General features: G+C 63.9%; 20 protein-coding genes and 2 pseudogenes. 17 read left to right on the top strand and 5 right to left on the bottom strand.

Annotated elements, in window-relative coordinates; translation table 11 throughout:
* Positions 1-16: 16 nt before the first annotated feature.
* The 12 genes from M3I54_RS02590 to M3I54_RS02645 all read left to right on the top strand — a co-directional run bounded on the left by M3I54_RS02590 (position 17) and on the right by M3I54_RS02645 (position 10,810).
* Positions 17-763, top strand: a complete 747-nt coding sequence (locus tag M3I54_RS02590) for a 2OG-Fe(II) oxygenase (protein ID WP_254333015.1) — start codon at positions 17-19, stop codon at positions 761-763.
* A 288-nt stretch (positions 764-1,051) separates the two neighbouring features.
* Positions 1,052-1,762, top strand: coding sequence for a DUF969 domain-containing protein (locus M3I54_RS02595; RefSeq protein ID WP_254332801.1), 711 nt, complete (start codon positions 1,052-1,054; stop codon positions 1,760-1,762).
* Positions 1,759-2,709, top strand: coding sequence for a DUF979 domain-containing protein (locus M3I54_RS02600; RefSeq protein ID WP_254332802.1), 951 nt, complete (start codon positions 1,759-1,761; stop codon positions 2,707-2,709). The genes M3I54_RS02595 and M3I54_RS02600 overlap by 4 nt, the downstream gene beginning before the upstream one ends.
* A gap of 10 nt (positions 2,710-2,719) precedes the next feature.
* Positions 2,720-3,742: a DUF2891 domain-containing protein gene (locus M3I54_RS02605; protein ID WP_254332803.1), complete on the top strand. Its 1,023-nt coding sequence runs from the start codon at positions 2,720-2,722 to the stop codon at positions 3,740-3,742.
* 171 nt (positions 3,743-3,913) lie between these two features.
* Complete coding sequence (locus M3I54_RS02610; RefSeq protein WP_254332804.1) at positions 3,914-4,354, top strand: CBS domain-containing protein; 441 nt, start codon at positions 3,914-3,916, stop codon at positions 4,352-4,354.
* A 240-nt stretch (positions 4,355-4,594) separates the two neighbouring features.
* A complete protein-coding gene (locus tag M3I54_RS02615) occupies positions 4,595-6,160 on the top strand; it encodes a methyl-accepting chemotaxis protein (RefSeq protein ID WP_254332805.1) in 1,566 nt (521 codons plus the stop codon).
* 67 nt (positions 6,161-6,227) lie between these two features.
* Positions 6,228-6,626 carry a VOC family protein gene (locus M3I54_RS02620; protein WP_254332806.1) on the top strand — a complete coding sequence of 133 codons (399 nt, stop codon included), beginning with the start codon at positions 6,228-6,230 and terminating at the stop codon, positions 6,624-6,626.
* A gap of 57 nt (positions 6,627-6,683) precedes the next feature.
* Complete coding sequence (locus M3I54_RS02625; RefSeq protein ID WP_254332808.1) at positions 6,684-6,938, top strand: hypothetical protein; 255 nt, start codon at positions 6,684-6,686, stop codon at positions 6,936-6,938.
* Between the two features lie 56 nt (positions 6,939-6,994).
* The gene (locus tag M3I54_RS02630) at positions 6,995-7,384 is read left to right on the top strand and encodes a lipocalin-like domain-containing protein (RefSeq protein WP_254332809.1); all 390 of its coding nucleotides are present in this window, start codon (positions 6,995-6,997) and stop codon (positions 7,382-7,384) included.
* Positions 7,385-7,467: 83 nt separating this feature from the next.
* On the top strand, positions 7,468-8,343 hold the full coding sequence (locus tag M3I54_RS02635) for a branched-chain amino acid ABC transporter permease (protein WP_254332811.1): 876 nt from the start codon (positions 7,468-7,470) through the stop codon (positions 8,341-8,343).
* Positions 8,344-8,366: 23 nt separating this feature from the next.
* The gene (locus tag M3I54_RS02640) at positions 8,367-9,293 is read left to right on the top strand and encodes a branched-chain amino acid ABC transporter permease (protein ID WP_254332814.1); all 927 of its coding nucleotides are present in this window, start codon (positions 8,367-8,369) and stop codon (positions 9,291-9,293) included.
* Complete coding sequence (locus tag M3I54_RS02645) at positions 9,290-10,810, top strand: ATP-binding cassette domain-containing protein (RefSeq protein WP_254332816.1); 1,521 nt, start codon at positions 9,290-9,292, stop codon at positions 10,808-10,810. Before M3I54_RS02640 ends, M3I54_RS02645 begins: the two co-directional genes overlap by 4 nt.
* A 31-nt stretch (positions 10,811-10,841) precedes the next feature.
* Here the strand turns inward: M3I54_RS02645 and M3I54_RS02650 are convergent, their stop codons facing one another.
* Together M3I54_RS02650 and M3I54_RS02655 are read right to left on the bottom strand one after the other, a co-directional pair.
* Positions 10,842-12,584: a Na/Pi cotransporter family protein gene (locus tag M3I54_RS02650; RefSeq protein WP_254332817.1), complete on the bottom strand. Its 1,743-nt coding sequence runs from the start codon at positions 12,582-12,584 to the stop codon at positions 10,842-10,844.
* Between the two features lie 39 nt (positions 12,585-12,623).
* Positions 12,624-15,398 carry an HAD-IC family P-type ATPase gene (locus tag M3I54_RS02655; RefSeq protein WP_254332818.1) on the bottom strand — a complete coding sequence of 925 codons (2,775 nt, stop codon included), beginning with the start codon at positions 15,396-15,398 and terminating at the stop codon, positions 12,624-12,626.
* 152 nt (positions 15,399-15,550) lie between these two features.
* Here M3I54_RS02655 and M3I54_RS02660 point away from each other — a divergent pair.
* Positions 15,551-15,676, top strand: a pseudogene (locus M3I54_RS02660) (LysR family transcriptional regulator); the annotation flags it as partial.
* Positions 15,677-15,698: 22 nt separating this feature from the next.
* Positions 15,699-16,147 (top strand): annotated as a pseudogene (locus M3I54_RS02665) (amidohydrolase family protein); the annotation flags it as partial.
* 108 nt (positions 16,148-16,255) lie between these two features.
* Here M3I54_RS02665 and M3I54_RS02670 read toward each other — a convergent pair.
* Entirely contained in the window at positions 16,256-16,822 is a 567-nt protein-coding gene (locus M3I54_RS02670; protein ID WP_254332819.1) for an XRE family transcriptional regulator, read from the bottom strand.
* 178 nt (positions 16,823-17,000) lie between these two features.
* Between M3I54_RS02670 and M3I54_RS02675 the strand changes: the two genes are divergently transcribed.
* On the top strand, positions 17,001-18,026 hold the full coding sequence (locus tag M3I54_RS02675; protein ID WP_254332820.1) for a branched-chain amino acid ABC transporter substrate-binding protein: 1,026 nt from the start codon (positions 17,001-17,003) through the stop codon (positions 18,024-18,026).
* Positions 18,027-18,111: 85 nt separating this feature from the next.
* Here the strand turns inward: M3I54_RS02675 and M3I54_RS02680 are convergent, their stop codons facing one another.
* The gene (locus tag M3I54_RS02680) at positions 18,112-19,518 is read right to left on the bottom strand and encodes a KamA family radical SAM protein (protein ID WP_254332821.1); all 1,407 of its coding nucleotides are present in this window, start codon (positions 19,516-19,518) and stop codon (positions 18,112-18,114) included.
* 288 nt (positions 19,519-19,806) lie between these two features.
* On the opposite strand from M3I54_RS02680, the gene M3I54_RS02685 reads away from it, so the two are divergent.
* The gene (locus M3I54_RS02685) at positions 19,807-20,712 is read left to right on the top strand and encodes a LysR family transcriptional regulator (RefSeq protein WP_254332822.1); all 906 of its coding nucleotides are present in this window, start codon (positions 19,807-19,809) and stop codon (positions 20,710-20,712) included.
* A 59-nt stretch (positions 20,713-20,771) separates the two neighbouring features.
* On the opposite strand, the gene M3I54_RS02690 is transcribed toward M3I54_RS02685, so the two are convergent.
* Positions 20,772-21,164, bottom strand: a complete 393-nt coding sequence (locus tag M3I54_RS02690; RefSeq protein WP_254332824.1) for a tautomerase family protein — start codon at positions 21,162-21,164, stop codon at positions 20,772-20,774.
* A gap of 233 nt (positions 21,165-21,397) precedes the next feature.
* Between M3I54_RS02690 and M3I54_RS02695 the strand changes: the two genes are divergently transcribed.
* A complete protein-coding gene (locus tag M3I54_RS02695; protein ID WP_254332826.1) occupies positions 21,398-22,771 on the top strand; it encodes an LLM class flavin-dependent oxidoreductase in 1,374 nt (457 codons plus the stop codon).
* The last annotated feature ends 25 nt before the right edge of the window (positions 22,772-22,796 follow it).

Consider the following 22,796-nt stretch of genomic DNA (forward strand, 5'->3'; position numbering starts at 1 on the left):
GAATATGTCCTTACCTATGACTCCATCTGCCGACACATTCGATAAGCTGAACTGGAGCGCAATCGCCTCGCAACTGGACAGCGAAGGCTATGCGGTACTGCCTCGGCTCGCTGGCGCGGACGGAGCCCGCAGGCTCGCGCGCGAGGCCCTCGCATCGAACGCATTGCGCCGCGTTTCGCTGGATTCGCTCGATCTCGGCCGTGGCGATTTGCTGTATTTCAGCGCTGCTCTGCCGCAGCCATGGGCGCAATGGCGTGCGGACCTCTATCGTCAGTTGGCGCCCATCGCCAATCGATGGAACGAGATGCTTGGCATGCCTTATCGATTCCCGGCGGATCTGGATGAATTCCTGGAGCACAACCGGCGAGCGGGGCAAACGCAGGCGCAGTCGCATCTGAACCATCTAGGCAGCGACGACTACCTGGCGCTGCATCAACGCAGCGACGGAGAGCATGTGTTTCCGCTGCAAGTGGTCGCCCTGCTCACGGCGCCGGGGAAAGACTTCACGGGCGGCGAACTGGTGCTGACCGAGCAGCGTCCGCGCATGCAGTCGCGCCCGACGGTCGTTCCGCTCGGGTTGGGTGACGCGGCGATCATCGCCACGGCCCAGCGGCCATTCAAAGGCAGCAGCGCTAACTACCGTGTGAACCTCCGGCATGCCATCAGCCGGGTGCGCAGCGGCGAGCGTATTGGCGTCGAGTTGTCGTTCCACGACGCCCAGCAAGCGGCAAACGATCAACACGCATTCCATCTCGACACCTGATTCATGCCGCGCAGTCGCGCCGATGCGCGCGCAGGCATTCAAATCCGGCGCTGCAGATGCAACTAACTGCCAAGCCCGCCAACCCCAGACCCGCGCCGCGCTGCGGCGGCATCAATTCGATTCCACCCGGTGTGCGTCGCCCAGGGACTTCCCGTATAAAGACTTTATCGACTATTTATCGATAAATTGTCGTGATAGATTCCTGGGCTGAATTGGGCGCAATGGGGAAGCGCGCGCCCGCGCGGCCGGGTCCACGAGTCCGGCGGAAACCGATAAGGCGGAGGAGAGATGCTGGTTTTGATAGGGGTGCCGATCGTGGTGATCGGTTTCGCATTGCGCCTGAACGCGCTGCTCGTCGTGACCGCGGCGGGTGTTGCAACGGGGCTGGCGGGCGGCCTGCACACGGTCGAGATCGTCAGCGCTTTCGGCAAGGCGTTCGCCGATAACCGTTACATGGGCCTCATCTGGCTCACGCTGCCCGTGATCGCGCTGCTCGAGCGCAATGGCCTGCGCGAGCAGGCAAAGCACCTCATTTCGCGCGTGCACGCCGCCACCACTGGCCGCGTGCTGATGCTCTACTTCGTGATCCGCCAGATCACGGCAGCGCTCGGCCTCACGTCGCTGGGTGGCCACGCGCAGATGGTCCGTCCGCTTATCGCGCCGATGGCCGAAGCCGCGGCCACGAAGCGCTTCGGCGAGGTGCCCGACGCTGTGCGCCAGCAGATCCGCGCCAACGCCTCGGCCGTGGACAACATCGCCGTGTTCTTCGGTGAAGACATCTTTATCGCGATCCAGTCGATCCTGCTCATCAAGGGCTTTCTCGAGCAGAACGGCATCATCGTTCAGCCGCTGCAGGTCTCAGTCTGGGCGATTCCCACCGCGTTCGCGGCGCTCCTCATCCACTGCGTGCGTCTGAAGCTGCTCGATCACAATCTTTCGCGCCGCCTGGGCGCGGCCAACGCGCAGGGCGCCGCAAGCCGCCAGGGAGCCGCATCGTGATCAAGCTCGAATCGCTCTATGTCGTCGCGGGCCTGATGTTCGCGTCGTTCGCCGTCTTCAACCTGCTCGACCGCGCGAACCCGCGCCGCGTCATCAACTTCGTGTTCTGGGGCGTCTACGCCGTGACGTTCCTGTTCGGCGGCGTGCTGCCGCATTTCGTGATGGGGTGCCTCGCCATCGCGCTCGCCTTGATCGCGGGCTCAGGCAAGCTGGGCCGCAGCTCCACGAGCAACGACAACGCCAAGGCCGAGGCGCGCCGCGAGCAAGGGGCGCGGCGCTTCGGCAGCCGGCTCTTCATTCCGGCGCTGCTCATCCCCGTCGTGACGCTCGTCGGCACGCTCACGCTCAAGTACGCGCCCTTCGTCGAAGCGAAGAACGTCACGCTCATCTCGCTCGTGATTGCCACGCTCGTTGCGTTCGGCGCGGCGCTCGTCATGTTGCGCGATTCGCCCGTGCAAGCGCTCAAGGGCGCGCGGCACACCATGGACGCCGTGGGCTGGGCCGCCATCCTGCCGCAAATGCTCGCGGCGCTCGGCGCGCTGTTCGCCGCGGCGGGCGTAGGCCACGTGGTGTCCGAGCTCGTCACGAACTGGATTCCCCAAAATTCGGCGTTCGCGGTCGTGGCCGCCTACACTTTCGGCATGGCCCTGTTCACGATGATCATGGGCAACGCGTTCGCCGCCTTTCCGGTGATGACCGCTGGCATCGGCCTGCCGTTGATCGTGCATCAGTTCCACGGCAACCCGGCTATTCTTGGCGCGATCGGCATGCTCTCGGGCTTCTGCGGCACGCTCATGACACCCATGGCCGCAAACTTCAACATCGTCCCGGCAGCGCTGCTCGAACTGAGCGACAAGAACGGCGTGATCAAGGCGCAATGGCCGACCGCCGTGCTGCTTCTGGTCGTCAACACGCTGCTGATGTACGCCTTCGTTTTCCGGTTCTGATGAGATCACGATGACCACACACCTCACCGACGCCCATGCCTCGAAGTTCGCCTCGCTCGCGCTTGCCCACCTCACGCGCGAGTACCCGAACAAGCTGACTCACTCGCTCGACGGCCCGCAGGACGTGCAGGGCCCGCGCGCGCTGCACCCGGTCTTTTATGGCAGCTACGACTGGCATTCGTGCGTGCACGGTTACTGGCTCGTGCTGCATCTGCTGGAGCGCTTTCCCGACTTGCCCGAGGGGCCGCAGATCGTCGCCGTGGTCGACGAGCACTTCACGCCGGAGAAGATGGCCGGTGAGATGGCCTACCTCACGCTCGCGCACAACCGCGGTTTCGAGCGCCCTTATGGCTGGGCGTGGCTGCTCGCGCTCGCGGCGCAGGTCGAGGCGCAGGTTGAGTCGTTGAAGCTGCCGCAGGCCGCGCGCTGGAAGGCGGCGCTGGCGCCGCTCACCGACTGGTTCGTCGAGCGCTTCGAGGAATTCCTGCCGAAGGCGACCTATCCGCTGCGCGTGGGCACGCACTTCAATACGGCGTTCGCGCTCACGCTCGCGTACGACTTCGCGAAAGCCACCTCGCGTCCGGCGCTGGTGACGTTGATCGAAGACACCGCCACGCGCTGGCACGCGAACGACGCGGGCTGCCAGGCGTGGGAGCCGGGCGGCGACGAATTCCTCTCTCCCGCGCTGAGCGTGGCCCTGCTGATGAGCCGCGTACTGAGCGCGCGGGATTTCGAGCCGTGGTTCACGCGCTTTTTGCCCGACCTCGTTACGCAAGAGCCGGTCACGCTCTTTACGCCGGCCACCGTGACCGACCGCAGCGACGGCAAGATCGCCCACCTCGACGGGCTCAATCTGAGCCGCGCGTGGTGTCAGCGCTCACTCGCACGCGCACTGCCCGCGGGCGACGCTCGCGTGGCCGTCCTCAACGATGCGGCGCAATTGCATCTGGCCAGCGCGCTCGACCACGTGGCCGGGGACTATATGGGCGAGCACTGGCTCGCGACCTTCGCGACGCTCGCGCTCGAAGCATGACAAAAGCATGAAACTTGTGGGGCGCGCCGTCCGCGCGCGCCCCACGCCGCTTTCCAGACTGAAGATTTACGCGCCCGCGGTCGATATAACGGGCTGAAGCCCCGAGCCGCCACCAGAATCTGCTGCGCATAGGCCGGCTCGGGACATCGAACCCACTCAGGTCTGGAAGGTATGCAAGTAGAGAAATTCATGACGAGCCGTGTCGTCACCATCGGTTTCGACGACACGCTCGCTACCGTGCGCGAGATCTTCGCCGAGGCGAGCTTTCACCATCTGCTCGTGGTCGAAGAGGGCAAGCTGCAAGGCGTCGTCTCCGATCGCGACCTGCTGCGCGCGATCAGCCCGTTCATCGACAGCGTGGTCGAATCCGCGCGCGACCTGGGCACGCTCAACAAGCGCGTGCACCAGATCATGAGCCGCAAGCCGCTCACGCTGAGGCCCGAGGCGAGCCTCTCCGACGCCGTGGCCCTCTTTCTCTCGAACAAGATTTCATGCATCCCCATCGTGGATGCCGAATTTCGCCCCGTGGGCATCGTGAGCTGGCGCGACGTGCTGCGCTATCTCGTGCCGATGGACGAGGGCGAGGCGGGTGCGGAGGAAGCCAGCGCATGATGCGGATTGACTCGAATGCATCCCACATGTTGGTCTGTATTACGAAGTGTTGCTAACGGTCGAACTTCTTTGCTGCGAACCATAAAGTTCACAACCTCTCCTGCCGTTGTTATGTACTGGGCGCTTAATCAGCCTGAACGCCTGGGCTGCACTGGGCAAGCGCACCGGAACATTCGATGAAAGACGACTGGGACACGCGCGGCCTCCAGAGCCGCGCACCCCACGTAAGAGAGACCAGGAATGCTTCACAAGCTGTCGATACGCGCGAGCCTGACCCTGATGATCGCCTTCTTCGGCATCGTCCTGATTGTCGGTGCCGCCACAGGACTCCTGTCGATGCGAGCAGGCAACGAGTCGCTGCGCACTATGTACACCGTCGATACGCCGGCCGTCGCCGACCTCGAAGGCAGCGCCGGGCAGTTGCTGCGTCTGCGCCTCGCGCTCGCCACCAACGCATCGCTTTCCGATCTCGGCGACCATGATGCAGCGGACGCGGTGCTCAAGCGCTTCGACCAGTACCTGAAGAACTCGAACGAGCGTCTGGACCACTATCTGTCGATAGCGAGCGGAGAAGGCGAAGCGCAGGATCTCATCGCCGACATGCAGGCTAAGCGCAACAGCTTTCTGCGCGATGGCGTCGATCCGGCGCTGGCGGCACTCAAGGCCGGCGACAAGACTGCGTTCCAGGAACTGCAGGGCCACAAGTTGCCGACGCTCTACAGCAACTACGAGAAGGCGATGCTCGTGCTCGAGAAGCGCCAGATCGACCTCGGCGCGCAGCGCTACCAGGAGGCACAGGACCGCTTCAATGCGGTGAGCGTCGCGGTGGGCGTGGGCATGGTGCTCTCGCTGCTGTTCGCGTGGATTGGCCGCGCGGCGCTCATGCGCGCGATCGTGCATCCCGTGGACGCGGCCATCGCGCAGTTCCAGCGCATCGCCGCCGGCGATCTGAGCGGCACGGTTCAGACGACGAGCAACAACGAAATGGGCCGCCTGCAGGCCGCGCTGCGGCAAATGCAGGATGCACTCATCAAGACGGTCAGCAGCGTGCGCGAAGGCGCGCTGTCGATCGACAAGGGCGTGAGCGAGATTGCCGCGGGCAATACGGATCTTTCGCAGCGCACCGAGGAGCAGGCCGCATCGCTCGAGGAAACGGCGGCGAGCATCGAAGAGCTGACCTCCACCGTCAAGCAGACCGCCGAAAACGCACGCCAGGCCAGCACGCTCGCCCAGGGCGCTTCCGGTCTCGCCGCGCAGGGCGGCGCGCTCTCGCGCGAAGTGGTCGGCACGATGCAGGACATCGTGGGCGACTCGCGGCGCGTGGGCGAGATCGTCGGCGTGATCGAGGGCATTGCGTTCCAGACCAACATTCTCGCGCTCAACGCGGCTGTGGAAGCGGCGCGTGCGGGCGAGGAAGGGCGCGGCTTCGCGGTGGTGGCGAGCGAAGTGCGCTCGCTTGCGCAGCGTAGCGCCGCGGCGGCCAAGGAGATCAAGGAACTCATCGAGTCGTCGACCTCGCGCGTGGCAACGGGCGCGGGCCTCGTCGAGCGCTCGGGCTCGACGATGAGCGAAATCGTCGAAGCGATCGCGCGCGTGAGCGCGATCATGAACGAGATCGCATCGGCGGCTGCGGAGCAGAGCACGGGCATCGATCAGGTCAACATCGCGGTTGGACAGATGGACCTCGTGACCCAGCAGAACGCGGCACTCGTTGAGCAGGCAACGGCTGCGGCATCGTCGCTCGAAAACGAAGCACACCGGCTGAATGCCGCGGTTTCGGTGTTCCGCACCGGTCGCGCGGGGTAAGGCAAACGCTGCGTGGTGCAATTCGCCGGTTATAGTCGTGCAATCACGACTGTGGACTTCCAGCACCATGCAGCTTCTCGATCACGTTTCGATCGGCGTTCCCGATCTCGACGCAGCGCGCCCCTTCTACGATGCGATCATGAACACGTTGGGTGCGCTCAAGGTCTATGACCGCCCCAACGCGCTCGGCTACGGCGAGCGTTGCGATGCCGCCGAAACGCAATCGTCGTATATTTCCGTCTATCTGGACGCCAGCGCCATCGAGCCGAACAAACGGCACTGGTGCTTCAAGGCCGCTTCGCGCGCGCAGGTCGATGCGTTCCATGCAGCCGGTCTCGCGGCGGGCGGCCGCTCCGATGGCGATCCAGGCTTGCGGCCGCATTATCACGCCGACTATTACGCCGCCTTTCTCGTCGATCCGGCCGGCAACCGGGTCGAGGCCGTGTGCCATACGGCATCGGCCTGAAGTTGCGCAACGTTAGAGGCGCAAGCCGGCGACCCGAGCGGCGTGGGAGATGAGGAAATGTCAGGCACTGGCAAATACTGGTTTCGAGCCAAACGCTATGGTTGGGGGTGGGGACTTCCGCTCACCTGGCAGGGTTGGGTGGTGCTCGTGGTGTATGCCTTGTCGATTGCTTTGAGCGCGATATTTTTTGAACCGCATGGGTATCCGTTCGCGTTTGCGGGGCTCGTGATACTCGCGACGCTCGCGCTTTCGGCGGTGTGCTGGCTCAAGGGCGAGCCGCCTCGCTGGCGTTGGGGCAAGGACCGCGAGTGAGCGTCTCGTCGCCAGGGGCGTAGCGTGCTGCTTAAGTTGTCGTGAAGGGGAAAGCCATGGCACGAGCAAAGCAAACCGGCAGCGCTGCGCTGCTTGGCACATGGAAGCTGCAATCGTTCACGACCAAAGATCTGGCCACCGGAGAAAAGACCGATTTGTTCGGCGCTCACCCTTGCGGCTATCTCAACTACGGCGCCGACAAGCGGATGTACGCGATTCTGCTCGAGGAGAACCGTACTGCGCCCGCCGATCTCGTGCCGACCGACGCCGAGCGCATCGCGCTTTTCAATGGTTCGTGCGCATACGCGGGGACGTGGAGCATCGAGGGCGACCTGGTGAGCCACCACGTCGACGCTTCGTGGAACGAATCATGGACGGGGACGATTCAGTTGCGCCGTTTCAGAATCGACGGCAAATACCTGCACATCACGACGCTGCCTTCGTAGTGCGTCGCGCCGTGCGGCCCTTCGCCTGACGATGGGCCGCACGGCGTATGTTGCGACACGCCAATCCACATGAAAGGCCGCGCATGCTGCTCTTGCAGATCCTCATCGACGGCTTTGCCATCAGTTCGCTCTACGCGCTCGGCGCCATCGGCTTCACGCTGATTTTCGGTGTTTCCGGCATATTGAATCTCGCGCACGGCGGCGTGATGCTCGTCGCGGCGCTGATGGGCTGGATGCTCGCGGGCGAAGCGGGCCTCGGCACCTACCTCGGCACGCTGCTTGGCGTGGTCGCCGGCCTCGTCGCGGCTTACATTACCTACCTCATGGTGGTGCGGCCTATCCAGCGTTCCGCCGCTATTCCGAACGAAGAGAAGGAAATCTTCGTGCTCACCGGCACCTTGCTGTGGGGCATCATGATCCAGCAAGGCATGGCCTGGCTCTTCACCGACAACCCGGTGACGATGCGCCCGCTCATCAGCGGCGTGGCGATGATTGGCAGCGTGCGCGTGCCGTTCAACGAGATCATGATCGCCGCGGTCTGCTGGGCTGTGATCGGCCTCCTGTGGCTCTTCGTGAACCGCACGCGCGCGGGCAACGCGCTGCTCGCCGCTTCGATGAATCCGCGCGGTCTCACGCTGCTCGGCTTCGAACTCTCGCGCATCTATCTGCTTGCGTGGACCATCTACGGCGTGCTGGCGGGCATTGCGGGCGTGCTGCTGGCGTCGTTCCTCGGCGTGAGTACGAACAACGCCGGGCAGCTGACAGCGAGCGCGTTCTCCATCGTGGTGCTGGGCGGACTTGGCAGCGTTTCCGGGTCGTTGATGGCCGCGTATGTGGTCGGCTATCTGGAGACCGTCACCGCGTATCTCGTTGCGCCGACGCTGCGGCCGCTGCCCGCGCTGCTGCTGCTGGTGCTCGTCGTGTATGTGCGGCCTCAGGGCTTCCTGGGCCGTCGCTAACCGAGCGAAGGGAGCACATCGACATGTCCGGTCTTCTTCGTTCGCATGGGGTATGGGTGGCCGCGTTGCTCGCCGTCGCGGCGGCCACGCTGCCCTGGTGGATGTCGGGGTATATCCTCGGCGTGCTCACGGTCGCGTATTACTTCGGCGTGTTCGCGATGTCGTGGGATCTGCTGTTCGGCTTCGCCGGCGAGGTGAATTTCGGCCCGACGTTCCTGATTGGCCTCGGCGCCTATTCAGCGGCGATCATCGACGCCCATTGGGGTCTGCCGATTCCCGTTTGCGTGATCGCGGGCGGCCTCGTCGCGCTGGTGGGCGGCGTGCTGCTCGCCGTGCCCGCGCTGCGGCTACGCGGTCCGTACTTCGGTCTCGTCACGCTCGTGGCCGTGCTGCTGCTGCAGAACGCCATTGTGATTTTCGCGGGCGTGACGGGCGGCGAGATCGGCATGATGGTGCCCGACGTAATGTCCGTCGACGCCAACCACAACTACTGGATTGCGCTGGCGTTTCTGGTGGTTTGCGCGATCCTGCTGTTCGGCCTCTCCCGCTCGGCAATCGGCCTCATTTTGCAGGCCAGCGGCCAGGACGCCACCGGCGCGCAGGCGCTGGGCTTCAACGTCACGCGGCACAAGCTCGTGGCCTTTTGCATCAGCGCCGTATTTTCGGGCGTGGCGGGCGCGATGCTCGTGTTCTATCAAGGCACGGCTTCCGTGAGCACGGTGGTGGACTTGAGCGTCGGGGTGCAAATCATCATCGCGGCTGTGCTCGGCGGCCGCCGCACGATACTCGGCGCCGTGCTCGGATCGATCTTCCTGATCGTGGCCGGCGAGTTCCTCCGACCGCTCGGCCAGCTCAACACGTTCGTCGTCGCGGCCGTGGCGCTCGCGGCGCTGCTGTTCTTTCCGGACGGCTTGCTTGGCAACTTGCTGCGCACGAGGGAACGCCAATGAACGACACGCCGCTGCTCTCAGTACGCGGGCTGACCAAGCGCTTTGGCGGTCTCGTCGCGGTGAAGGACATTGGCTTCGACATCCGGCCCGGCGAGATACTGGGCCTGATCGGGCCCAACGGGTCCGGCAAGTCGACTGTGATGAAGCTCATCATGGGCATCGAGCGGCCCAACGCGGGCTCGGTCAAGGTCGGCGACGTGGAGATGGCCGGCTGGGCGCCGCACCGCATTGCGCGCGCGGGCGTGGGCATCGTGTTCCAGCATTCGCGCCCGCTGCATCGGCAAACGGTGCTGGAGCACATCAAGCTCGCGCTGCTTCCGGACTCGCTCGTCAAGCTCGCGGCAGAGCCGCATGTGCATCAGCGCGCGCAGGAAATCGCTGCGCGCGTGGGTCTGGCCGCCGTCATGCACCGGCATCCCGCTACGCTGCCGTTCGCGGACCTGCGCCGGATGGAAATGGCGAAGGCGATTGCGCGCGACCCGAAGGTCGTGCTCGTCGATGAGCCGTTCGCTGGACTAACCGTTGCGGAATCGGAGGCATTCTCCGAGCTGATTCGCGGTTTTCGCGCGGAGGGCCGCGCGGTGCTGCTGGTCGATCACAACGTCAAGAGCCTTTCCGCGCTCGCCGACCGCGTGCTCGCCATGTACCTTGGCGAGCGCATTGCCGAAGGCACGGCTGAAGAAGTGATGCAAAACGAAACGGTGCGCCGCGTGTATCTGGGTGGCAAGCTGGAGTTGCGTCAGCGGGCGAGCTTCGCGGGCGAGGCGAAGCGCGCCATCCTCGAGGTCTCCAACGTGCGCGTGCTGTACGACAAGGCATGCGCGCTCGACGGCGTGAGCCTCCACGTTCGCGAGGGCGAGTTCGTTTCGGTGGTCGGCCTCAACGGCGCGGGCAAGACCACGCTTTTCAACGCACTCTCAGGCCTTCTGCCGTACAAGGGGACGATCCGCTTCGACGGGTGCGATCTGAAGGGCATGAGCGGGGCGGCCGTCTCGCGCGCGGGCCTTGTGCAATGCCCGGAAACGCGCGAACTGTTCGGCGACATGACGGTGCGCGAGAATCTCGAACTCGGCGGCTATCGCCTATCGGACGACGTGCGCAAAAAGCAGCTCATGTGGCTCTTCGACCTCTTTCCCATCCTCAAGTCGCGCCAGGGCCAAACCGCGCGCACGCTCTCGGGCGGCGAGCAGCAAATGCTGGCCATTGCGCGTGCGCTCATGCCCCAGCCCAGGCTGCTGATACTCGACGAACCGACGCTCGGGCTCGCGCCCGTGATCCTCGAGCAACTTTCGAAGGCGCTGGATGCGCTGCAGCAGGCCACGCCCATTACGGTGCTGCTGGGCGAACAGAACGTTCGCTTCGCCCTGCCGCACGCGGACCGCGTTTATGTGCTGGAGCATGCGCGCATCGTCTGGGAGGGAAGTGCTGCGTGTTTCGAGGCGGAGATGGGGCGCGGCTTTCTCGAAGCGATGCCCACGAGCGATCCTCATGCCCTGACGTCGAGCGCTACGCGTTGAAGGCCACGCGCAGCATGCGCGTGCCGTCTCTTCAGGCCTGGGTCTCAGCCTCAGTCTCAGCCACGGCCTCAGCGTCTTGAGGCTCCAGCACTTTCACATCGTGCAGCCACCGCGTGGCCTTGGCGATGGCGCGGGAGAGCCGCGCCACCTCGTTCAACTGCTCGATCACGTCGTTGGCGAAGCGGAAAATGAACGCCGCACCCTCGTTGCGCAACTGCAGCGCGGACATGATGTGCTGCCGTGCCGAGTCGGACTGGGCTTCGATTTCCGGTTTGGCGTTGACGATGCCCGTCACGACGTCGGCCTCCGGGTGCGCGATCATCTGCACGGCAAGCGTGAATTGCTCGATGACGGACCTGGCGAATCGCAACAGCTCGGGGTTGCTCGCCAACACGGTCACGTCCGCGCTTTGCGCGGCGCGCCTCTGGCTTAGCGCGAGCATGCTCGTGGTGGCCACATCGCGGATGGCGTCGAGGCAGGTCGCAATACGCGCGAGATCCACCAGTTGCCGGCCTTCGTCGTCGCTTTGCACGGCGTCGGAGAGCTTGCCGATGTAGGTGAGAATCGCGGTGCTGAGCGAGTCCGCCGCCTTGTCCTCGTTCGTCACTGTGGAAAGTGCCTGCGTGGAGCTTTCGACCAGGAGCGTAGCGCTGTGCTCGACGAGAATCTGCACGAGCTTGCCGAGCGAAGCCAGTTCGAGTTGCACGCGGGCAATGGCGAGCGCCGGCATTTCGACCAGCGTTTCATCTAGGTATCGCGGCACGCCGGGATCCTGCCACCCTTCGCGGCGCACCGGGGCCAGGCGTTCGGCGAGCTTCGCAATGGGCCCGGTGAACCAGATCAGCACGAAGGTGCTGAACACGCTGAACACCGTGTGCGCGTTGGCGGCCTGGCGCGGTGTTTCCGCCGCGAGGCGCGCAGCGCCGGTCAGTTCGGGCGCGGAAGGCGAGATCATGCGCACGAAATCGGCGAACTGTGGAATCACAAAGGCGAAGAACAGCACGCCAAGCACGTTGAAGATCAGGTGAACGATACCGACTTGCGCCGCCTCCGCCGACTTGCCAATTGAAGCGAGCAGCGCCGTGCCACAGGTGCCCACATTCGCGCCGAGTATCAGCGCAATGCCCGATTCGAGCGGAATCAGCCCCTGGCTGCCTAGCGCGATCACGATCGCGAGCGTGGCCGCCGAGCTTTGCACGATGGCCGTGAACACCGCGCCGATCACGATGCCGATGAGCGGATTGCGCATGTTCTGCATCGCGTCGATGAACGGCTGGTAATCGCGCAGGGGCCGCGTGGCGTTGCCCATCATCTCGATGCCGAGAAACAGCAGGCCGAGGCCGAGCAGCGCGCCGCCCAGTTCGCGCAGCGTTTCGCGTTTCGCAAAACCATAGAGCAGGAAGCCGCCGCCGAGCATGAAAGGCGTGAGCGCGGAGATATTGAACGCGATGATCTGCGCGGTGAGCGTCGAGCCGATATTGGCGCCCATGATCATCGGGACGGACTGTAGCAGCGTCATGAGCCGCGCGGAAACGAAGCCCACCAGCAGCACCGTGGTGATGGTCGACGAATTCAGGAGCGCCGTGATGCCCGCGCCGGCAAGCACGCCGCGAAACCGGTTGGCCGTGAGCGAGCCCAGCAGCGATTGCAGGCGCGCCCCGGCAATCGTTTTGAGCGCCCCTGTCATGAGATCCAACCCGAACAGGAACAGGGCGAGGCCGCCCACCAGCAATCCGGTCACCTCGACCAGGTTCAGGTTCGCACCAGGCAGCATGGCATTGGGCCCTCGCTCTCGAGTCGGGACGAAACGATTCTACGCGTCATGGTACTGCCTTGTGGCCGCGCCGCGCTGTTGCGGGCTCACGGACTTCTTCAGCGCGGGTATCGAGCGAATGACGAGCTTCTCTATCTCCACCACGAGGAAGAACAGGATCGCGCCCGCCACGAGCCAGAGCCAGGCCGAGAGCGGCAGGGACTCGGTATCGAACACAGCGTGAAAAGGCGGTGTATAGGTGAAAAGAATCTGCAGCACGACGACAGCACCGATGCCGTACCAGAGATACGGGTTGCCCATGTGCGCGCGTACCGATAGCGCCGAATTGATCAGTGAGCGGCTGTTGAGCAGATAGAAGACCTGCCCCAGCGTGATGGCGTTGACGGCCGCCGTGCGCGCCATCGAGTCCGAGACGCCCTGCGACTTCATCCAGAAGAATGAGGCGAGCGTATAGAGCACGAGCGTGGCGCCGACAAAGAGAATGCGCCACACGCCGAATGGTGTGACGATAGGACGGTCGATCGAGCGCGGCGGGCGCTGCATCACGTCGTCCTCGTGAGGCTCGAACGAAATGACGAGGCCAAGCGCGACGGACGTCACCATGTTCACCCACAGCACCTGCGGCGCGGTGATCGGCAGCACGAAGCCGAACAGGATCGCGATGGCAATCACGGCGCCCTGGGCGATATTGGTGGGCAGCATGAAGAGCATGGCCTTTTCGATGTTGTTGTAGACCGTGCGCCCCTCCTTCACCGCCGCCGAGATCGAGGCGAAATTGTCGTCGGCGAGGATCATGCCCGCAGCTTCCTTCGTGACTTCCGTGCCCTTGATGCCCATCGCCACGCCGATGTCGGCCTTCTTGAGCGCGGGCGCGTCGTTCACGCCGTCGCCCGTCATGGCGACCACCTGCCGGTTGGCCTGGATCGCCTTCACGAGCCGCAGCTTGTGCTCGGGGCTCGCGCGCGCGAATACGTCCACGTCACGCACGCATTCCTGCAGCGCGGCGTCGTTCATCGCCTCGATCTCGGTGCCGGCCACGGCCGTTTTGCCGTCGCCGATGCCGAGCATGCCCGCAATCGCGGCGGCCGTGACCTTGTGGTCGCCCGTGATCATCGTCACGCGGATACCGCCGCCGTGGCATTCGCGCACCGCGTCGATCGCCTCCTTGCGCGGCGGGTCCATGAGGCCCACGAGACCGAGCAGTACGAGCGTCTTCGGCAGGTCCTGCGGGCCGAGGTTGCCCAGTTCGAGGCCGGGCTCGGGCAGCCAGGCCAGCGCCAGCACGCGTTCGCCCTGCGAAGCGAGCCGCTCGCCTTCGCGCGCAAAGCGCTCGCGCTCGAGCGGCGCGGGGCCGCTTGCCGTTTGCTGGCGGTCGCAATTTTCGATGATCACTTCCGGCGCGCCCTTCACGAGCAGCATTTCGCCTTGCGCCGAACGGTTCAGCGTGGCCATGAACTTGTGTTCGGACTCGAAGGGAATGCCGTCGATGCGTGGCGCGGCCGCGGCTTCCGCGCCGCGGTCCATGCCGAGCTTGCCGGCGAACGGGTAGAGCGCGCCCTCGGTCGGGTCGCCTTCCACTTTCCATTTGCCGTCTTCTTCGAAGAGGCCGGCGTCGTTGCACAGGATGGATACGCGGCCCATGAGCGTGAGGACTTCCGGCGGGGCGGCGCCGAGCGCGTTGCCGCCCGCGCGGACTTCGCCTTCGGGTGCGTAGCCGTCGCCGGTGACTTCATAGGGCGCGTCCGCCGTCACGACCGAAGTCACCATCATCTCCATGAGGGTGAGCGTGCCGGTCTTGTCCGAGCAGATGCGCGAGACGGAACCCAGCGTTTCGACCGCGGGCAGGCGGCGGATGATGGCGTTGCGCTTCGCCATGCGCTGCACGCCAATGGCGAGCGTGATGGTAATGAGCGCTGGGAGGCCTTCCGGGATCACCGAGACCGCGATGCCCACCACAGCCTGGAACAACTGGATGAAGGTCATGTGGCCGAGCCAATGGCCCCATGCGAAGAGCAGCACGCTGAGGATGCCGATAGCGATGGTGATGACGTATCCAAACTTCTTGATCTGGCGTAGCAGCGGCGTTTCCAGCGACCTGACCTCGGCGAGCATCTGGTTGATGCGGCCAAGCTCCGTCTGGCTGCCCGTCGCCACGACGATGCCGGTTGCGCGGCCCGAGAGGACCATCGTGCCGGAAAAGGCCATATTCTCGCGGTCGCCCACGGTAGCCTGTGCCGGCACCGCACCGGTGTTCTTCTCCGCAGGCACGGATTCGCCCGTGAGCGCTGCCTCTTCCGTGCGCAGGTTCCTCGCCTCCACGAGACGGATGTCCGCGGGGATCTTGTCGCCCGATTCCAGCAGCACGATGTCGCCGGGCACGACCTCGTCTGCGGGAATCAGGCGCACCTCGCCGGTGCGCAGCACGCGCGCTTCTGCGGAGAGCATGTTGCGAATCGAGTCGAGCGCTTTCTCGGCGCGCCCTTCCTGCAGGAAGCCCAGCAGCGAGTTGAGGATGACCACCGCGAAGATGATGGAGGCGTCGAGCCACAGGCTCAGCATCAGCTTGATGAAGCCCGCCGCGAGCAGCACGTAGATGAGCACGTTGTTGAACTGGGCAAGGAGCCGCACGAGGGGGCCGCTTTTCTTGCCCAGCGGCAGGACGTTCGGCCCATAGGTGCCGAGGCGCTGCGCGGCGTCCGCCACATCGAGCCCTTGCGACGGATTCACGTTGAGCTGGCGCTCGATCTCGGCAGCGGGCATGGCGTGCCACTGCACTGCGCCCCCACCTGTTGCCGCATTCTCGGCAGAACTCATCTTCGCCCCCTTGGTTGCGCAGAGATTCAACGCAATAGTAAGTTTTTTTCGCAACAGGCACGCGCAACCTGGTGCGCGCGCAGTTTTGTTGGGGGCCGCCGCCGCGGGATGTATGGCAACATCTTCCCGCCACGACCCGCCCGAGTCATTCCATGCGCATCACGCCGCTGCCGCCGCTGCCCTGCCTCGTCGCGTTCGAAGCCGCCGTGCGTCACGCCAGCTTCACGCGTGCGGCTGCCGAACTGCACCTCACGCAAAGCGCGATCAGCCGCCAGATCCCGTTTGCTCGCCCGGCTATCTCGCGGGACGCGCGCTCGCGCCTGCCGATCTGGCGGGCGAAACGCTGCTGCTCCTCGAAGACGGCCAGCGCCAGTGGATGGCGTAGACGCGGTGCGCCTTGCGGTGCGCGAAGAGATCCAGAAGGGCGCCACGCAGATCAAGATCATGGCGTCGGGCGGTGTGGCCTCGGCCACGGACCCCATCAACAATACGCAGTACTCCGAAGATGAAATTCGCGCCATCGTGGCGGAGGTGGCTTCCGTGCAGCAGAAGGGGCGCGAATCGCTGGAGGTCTATGCTAAGGCCGGCGTGCAGATGGGGTTCGGGTCCGACCTGCTCGGCGAGATGCACGCGTTTCAGACCGGCGAATTCCGCATTCGCGCGGAAGTGCCGTTGTGGCCGGTAACGGCGAGCGGATCGAATATGTGCTGCAGCGAGGGAAGATTGTGAAGGCGCGGGTGAAGGGCTGATCGTTCCAGCTTTGATCGACGGTCTCTCATGGTGTGGCGGTGGCCCTATGCCGTCACCGCCTGAGGACTTCAGAATATAAGCAAATGCTCACCTTCGGCTACTCGCATTCAGCGACGCACGAGCGCCACGACGTAGACGCACGGGCCCTTGCCCGGATTGAAAAACGCGCAGTCGGCAGGCGGCCCGAGCTGCAGGCAGTCGCCGGCTTCGAGCGTGTGAACCTGCTCGCCTTCTTCGAATACCAGCGTGCCGCTGCGCACCCAGATCTGCTGATGCTGGAACGTGAACGCCGACGCCGGATACGCAACACGAACCCCGCCTGGTAACTCGATCTCCACCAGGTCGAGCATGCCGCCGTTGCGCGGCGAGACGGCCCGGCGCGTATAGCCGGTTTCGGGGTCTTGCCAGATCTGCTGACCGGCGGCGCGGCTCAAACGCTCGCCAGTTTGCTCGGCTAGCGCGAGCAGCATGGAGAGCTGCAGGCCAAAGGCGCCCGAAAGCCGGCCGAGCACGGTAGCGGTGGGGCTCGCTTCGCCGCGTTCGATCTTGCTGATCATCGCCCTGGAAACGCCCGAGCGCTCGGCCATGTCCGCGAGCGACCAGCCGCGCGATTCGCGCTCGATGCGCACGCGCGTGGAAATGGCGGAGGTGGGGTCGGTGAGCGGTCGGTTCATACCTGGAAGATTGGCGGTCTGGGCAGGGGTGAGTCGATTATACGGGCCCGCTAGCTGGAGCCTCGGTACGCTTACCTTGGAGGAGCGTCACCAATGAGTTTTAAGAGAATGTTCCAGTAGCTTGCACGCCCTCAAAACTGGAATTCGCACGGCTTTGCCCACATCCGCGAGTGAACAGATGCTCAACACCTCCAGAAAATGCTTGACTGCCGGGCTGGCTGCCGTCGCGATGTTGCTCGCAAGCAGCCAGGCGTTTGCACAGCAGGTCGTGAAGATCGGCGTATCAGCCCCGCTGACAGGCGCCGGAGCCGCCAATGGCAAGGACATCGAGAATGGTGTTCGCCTCGCCGTCGAAGAAGCCAACGCCCAGCACACGAAGCTGGGCGGCCAGGAGGTGCGCTTCGAGCTGGATTCCGTCGATGATCAGGGCGACCCGCGCATTGGCGTGCAAGTTGCCCAGAAACTCGTCGATGACGGCGTGGTCGCCGTGGTGGGCTACTACAACTCCGGAGTCGCGTTGCCCTCATCGCCGATATTTGCCAAGGCCGGCATTCCGTTGATAGACCCCGCCGCCACGAACCCGGCCATCACCCGACAAGGGCTGAAGAACGTCTTCCGTATTATCGCCACCGACGCACAGAACTCCGGCAATGCAGGAAAGTATGCGGTCATGGTCACCAAGGCGCAGCGCATTGCAGTGATGGACGACCGCACGGCATTTGGCCAGGGAGCCGTGGATGAATTCAAGAAGGCTGTCATCGCGGCCGGCGGCCACATCGTCGCTTCGGAATACACCAACGACAAGGCCGTCGAATTCAATGCGCAGCTCACGAATATCAAGGCGGCGAACGCGGACCTCCTGTACTTTGCCGGCCTTGATAACCAGGCAGCGCTTTTAACCAGGCGCATGAGACAACTCGGCATGCGGACGCAGTTCGTAGGAAGCGGTGGCATTGCCGACAGCATCTTCCTCAGCGTTGCGGGCAGCGCTGCCGAGGGCGCAATGGCTTGGGAGTACGGGCGACCAGTCGAGTCCCTTCCCCAGGGCAAAGCATTCGCGGAAAAATTCAAACACCGATTTGGCGCGGATACATTGACTTACGCGCCATTCGCCTATGACTGCGCATGGGTGGCTATCAACGCGATGAAACAGACGAATTCTGCAAAACCTGAGGTATTTGTGCCTGCCTTGCGGCTTCGGTGACGACGTAGGCCATCGAGCCTCCTGGGTGCGAATGGCGGGAAAAGTCGACCCGCGCGGAGCGGGCCGGCCGGTCACATGGGCAGACTTATGCCTCGGCAGCAACGGCGCGAGACGGCTCTTCCGACGATCCCGGAACGTAGCGTCCCGTTTGACGCGTGACCAGTTGCAGTGGCTTGCGCGGCGCGTCATGGTCCTCCTCGAAGAAGAACTTCTTTTCGCCGAACGCAGGGACGAGATCGTGAAGCCACGTCGCGTCGGGATCGAACCTGGCGTAGAAGGGACGACGCACCCAGTCAGGATTACGCGCCTGCAGCAACTGCAAGGCGAATACCTTTTCGCCGCCGATGGTGACGATTCCATCCACGACGACCTTGCCGGGGAAGGCGCTCATCGACGGACCGCGGACCGTGCGCGCGAGGCCAGACACGGACTGGTAGGCGGCCTGGAAAATCTCGTAGGCGCGGGCGAGCGGCAGCTGAAAGTAGTGGCTAGGCCCCGTGTCGCGCTCGACGAACATGTAGTAGGGAATAGCGCCCAGGCGAACGCCTGTCGTCCAAAGCTCCGCCCAGCCCTTGGGATCTTCGTTGATGTGGCGGATGAGAGGCGCCTGCATGCGCAGCGTCGCGCCCGACGAAACGATCCGCTTGACCGCGCGCTGTGCAATCGGGGTTCGCAACTCGGCCGGGTGATTGTAGTGGCCCATGATCGCGAGATTCTTGCCCGCCGCCACGACCTTCTCGAACAGGCGCAGCAGATCGTCAGAGTCCTTGTCCGTCACGAAACGCTGAGGCCAGTAGGCGACCGACTTGGTGCCGATGCGGATGTTCTGGATATGCGAGAGTTCGGGCACGAGCAGCGGCTCGATATAGCCGGCGAGCGAACGCGTGTTCATGATGAGCGGATCGCCGCCAGTGATGAGCACGTCGGTGACCTCGGTGTGCAGCTTGAGATAGGCGACGAGCTCGTTGGACTCCCTCGCGTCGAACTTGAGGTCGTCCATGCCGACGAACTGCGGCCAGCGGAAGCAAAAAGTGCAGTACGCGTGGCACGTCTGGCCTGCGCTCGGAAAGAAGAGCACCGTTTCCTTGTATTTGTGCTGCAGGCCCCGCACCGGCTGACCGTTCATGAAGGGCACGTTATGCGTCAATTGACCCGCGGGATGCGGGTTCATGGACAACCGGATGTGGCGGACCGCCTCTTCGATGGCGGCCTCGTCCTTCTTCACCAATACCAGCTCTTTCAGGTTCACATAGTCGGACGGCGCCAGCATGTCCTTATGCGGGAACGTCAGGCGAAAGATCGGATCGTCCGGAACGTTGGTCCAGTCAATCAGTTCGTCCATCACATAGTGGTTCGTGCGAAATGGCATAACGCGTGACACTACCTGCACGGCGACCCTAAGTTCTTCGGGAAGCAGCGCCCATTGAGGCGCCTGGCTGATCGTCTGCCGGGTGTAGGGTTTGAACTTTGCAGGAATGAAATCGGAGGTCATTAATCGTTCCTTCAGTGGTAGGATGGCGCGTGCCGGCGGGCGCCTGTCTCTCAATTGGGATAACTAATTGTTGGGTCGGGTGATGAATACAGAATTCGATTTCTTCGTGCGGCCGCAACCCGCCGAGCGTAAGCAGGAGCGATTCCACCTCGGGGGCCAGCGGCCACGATACCGAGGGAAGCCGGAGATACCGACGGCAACCAGGGGGACACAGGGGTCATTGTTGCGATATGGTCCCTGGTCTGCAAACGATATAAACTCGCAACGTTGTGCGTTTGAGGAAGGAACGTGAGACGAAAGATCCCGAGTATCGAAGCGTTGATCGCGTTTGAGGCGGCGGCGCGGCATCTGAGCTTTACCCGCAGTGCAGACGAACTGGCGCTGACCCAAAGCGCGGTGGGAAGGCAGGTGGCGACGCTCGAGGAGTATCTCGGCGTGCCGCTTTTTAACCGCGTCAAGAAGCGGCTCAGCCTGACCGAGATCGGCGAGATCTACGCGCGGCAGGTCCGCGAGAACCTCGCAAGGATGGAGCGCGACACACTGGCTGCCATGGCGCACCGCGACGCCGGCGGCATCCTCGAACTCGCAGTCATCCCGACATTCGCCACACGCTGGCTGATTCCGCGTCTTCCTCTCTTCTATGCGCAGCACGAGCACGTAACGGTCAATCTGGCAACCCGTGCAGAGCCGTTCCTGTTCACCGACACGCCGTTCGACGCAGCGATTCACTTTGGCGACCCCGTCTGGCCTGGATCGATTGCGAAATATCTCTTCGGGGAAGAGATGACGCCCGTATGCAATCCTCAGTTGCTAGGGGGAAGGACGGTGCTCGAGCCTCGTGAGGTATCGGGATTCACGTTGCTGCAACAATCGGCGCGGCCGGACGCGTGGCGGCACTGGTTCTCGCAGGCAGGTATTCACGACGCCGATTGCATGCAAGGGCAGCGTTACGAACTGTTTTCCATGCTGGTGGAAGCGGCGCGTGCCGGATTGGGAATCGCGCTCGTGCCGCGATTCTTTGTGTCGCATGAACTGGCTATCGGCGAGCTCATCCTGCCGTGCAATCTCTCGTTGCGCAGCGAAAAAGGGTATTACCTGGTCTATCCCGAGCACAAACAGAATTCGCCCCAACTGCTAGGGTTCGAGGCGTGGCTGCTCGCCGAGGCCAGCAGGTACGTTCAGCTCGGCATGTAGTCACACCTACCAGGCAGGCGCGGTAGGTCTTGATACGCAACCGCGCCGACCTCACGACGCTATGTCAGTTCCCTGGTGAGGAACTGTGCGCGCCCGCGGCCAAAGGACCAGTCCGCATCGTCGTTCTCGATGATCGACACGATGACGTCGTCCGGGGAAATGCCGCATTGGGTCTGCAGTCTTTCGACGAGCAGGCGATAGAATTCGACCTTTTGCGGCTCGGTGCGCTTGCGGCTTACCACCGTCAGCAAAACGACGTCCCTGGATCGCGTGTACCCGAGCCCGGTGTCTTCCGCCACCAGTTCGCCAGGACGATGCTGCGTGACGCTCTGGTAGCGATCGGTAACGGGTACATCGAAGGCCTGCACCATTGCCTGATGAGCGGCGTCCAGAAGCACCCGCACCTGTTCGTCAGTGCGGCCCTGGATGATGTCGAATTTGAGCATTGGCATGTGAACGTCTCCTTGAGTGTGACAGCGTCTGGGCGGCACACTCCCGGCAAACATACGCCAACCGGTCGACCGACACAAATGGCGATCCGTGATGGGTGGCATCACATCCAGTGAACTCGGCAAGAGAAGTCCACCTGAGTACTTCGCGGCAATACCGGATCAATCCCAGGTTTCATTAGTATCCGTTTGTCTACTATAGTAGATGGCATCGAGCGCGCCGAACAGGAGCCGACATGCCACGTGAAATCCGTCTGAACGCTTTCGACATGAACTGCGTGGGCCACATTCAGCAAGGCTTGTGGACGCATCCGCGCGACCAGTCGAGCCGCTATACGGAACTCCAGTACTGGACCGACTACGCGAAGAAGCTCGAACGGGGCCTCTTCGACGGCATTTTTTTCGCGGATGTAGTCGGCGTGTACGACGTCTACGGCGGCAATGCCGACGCCGCGCTGCGCGGCGCGGTGCAGGTTCCCGTGAACGACCCCACGCTCGTCATTCCCGCCATGGGCGCGGTTACGCAGCATCTGGGCTTTGGCGTGACGGCCAATCTCACGTATGAACAGCCGTTTCTGTTCGCGCGGCGCATGTCCACACTCGACCATCTCACGGGCGGACGCATCGGCTGGAACATCGTGACGGGCTATCTCGACAGCGCGGCCCGCGCCATCGGCATGGACGGCCAGACCGCTCACGATGACCGCTACGATCTGGCCGACGAATACATGGCGCTCGTGTACAAGCTCTGGGAAGGGAGCTGGGATGACGACGCCGTTGTCAATGACCGCGCCGGCGGCATCTACGCCGACGCCGCGCGTGTGCGCATGATTCATCATCGCGGGCCGCAATACAAGGTGGACGCGATGCATCTGTGCGCGCCGTCACCGCAGCGTACGCCGGTGCTGTACCAGGCAGGGTCGTCCGCGCGAGGGAGGCGTTTTGCCGCGACGCACGCCGAGTGCGTGTTCATCAATGGTCAGAAGATGGAAGGTGTGAAGGAGATCGTCGGGGACATTCGGCGCCAGGCGGTGCAGCTCGGGCGCGCGGCCGACGACGTGAAGGTCTTTCTAGGCGCGACGCTGATCGTCGGACGCACGGATAGCGAAGCGCGCGAGAAGTTCGACGAGTACCGGCGCTACGCGAGTTCGGAAGCGGCGCTCGCGCACGCGGCGGCTTCGCTTGGCATCGACTTCGCGCGTTACGATCTCGACGAGCCCATCGAGACGGGCAAGAGCCAGGCGATCGTTTCCAACGTCGAAGCCATGACGCGCAGCGCCGGGCCGCAATGGACGCGCCGCAGGCTGCTCGAGCAGATGGCGCTCGGCAGCCGCCAGGCGCCGTGGGTGGGGTCTGCGGAGCGCATTGCGCAAACGTTGATCGAGTGGAGCGAAACGGCAGGCGTGGATGGCTTCAATCTCTCGCGCACGGTGGTGCCGGAATGCTTCGACGACGTGGTCGAACTGCTGGTGCCCGAACTGCAAACACGGGGCGCGTATAAAAGCGCGTATCGTGAGGGCACTCTGCGCGAAAAGCTCTCTGGCGGCGCGCGCCTGCCGGCGTCGCACGCGGCAGCGCAATATCGCGGCGCGCATGTGAACGACGCATGAAAATCGGGCACTGAATTCCCGCTAC

It is taken from the genome of Paraburkholderia sp. CNPSo 3274 (genome assembly GCF_024206475.1).
Lineage (GTDB): Bacteria > Pseudomonadota > Gammaproteobacteria > Burkholderiales > Burkholderiaceae > Paraburkholderia.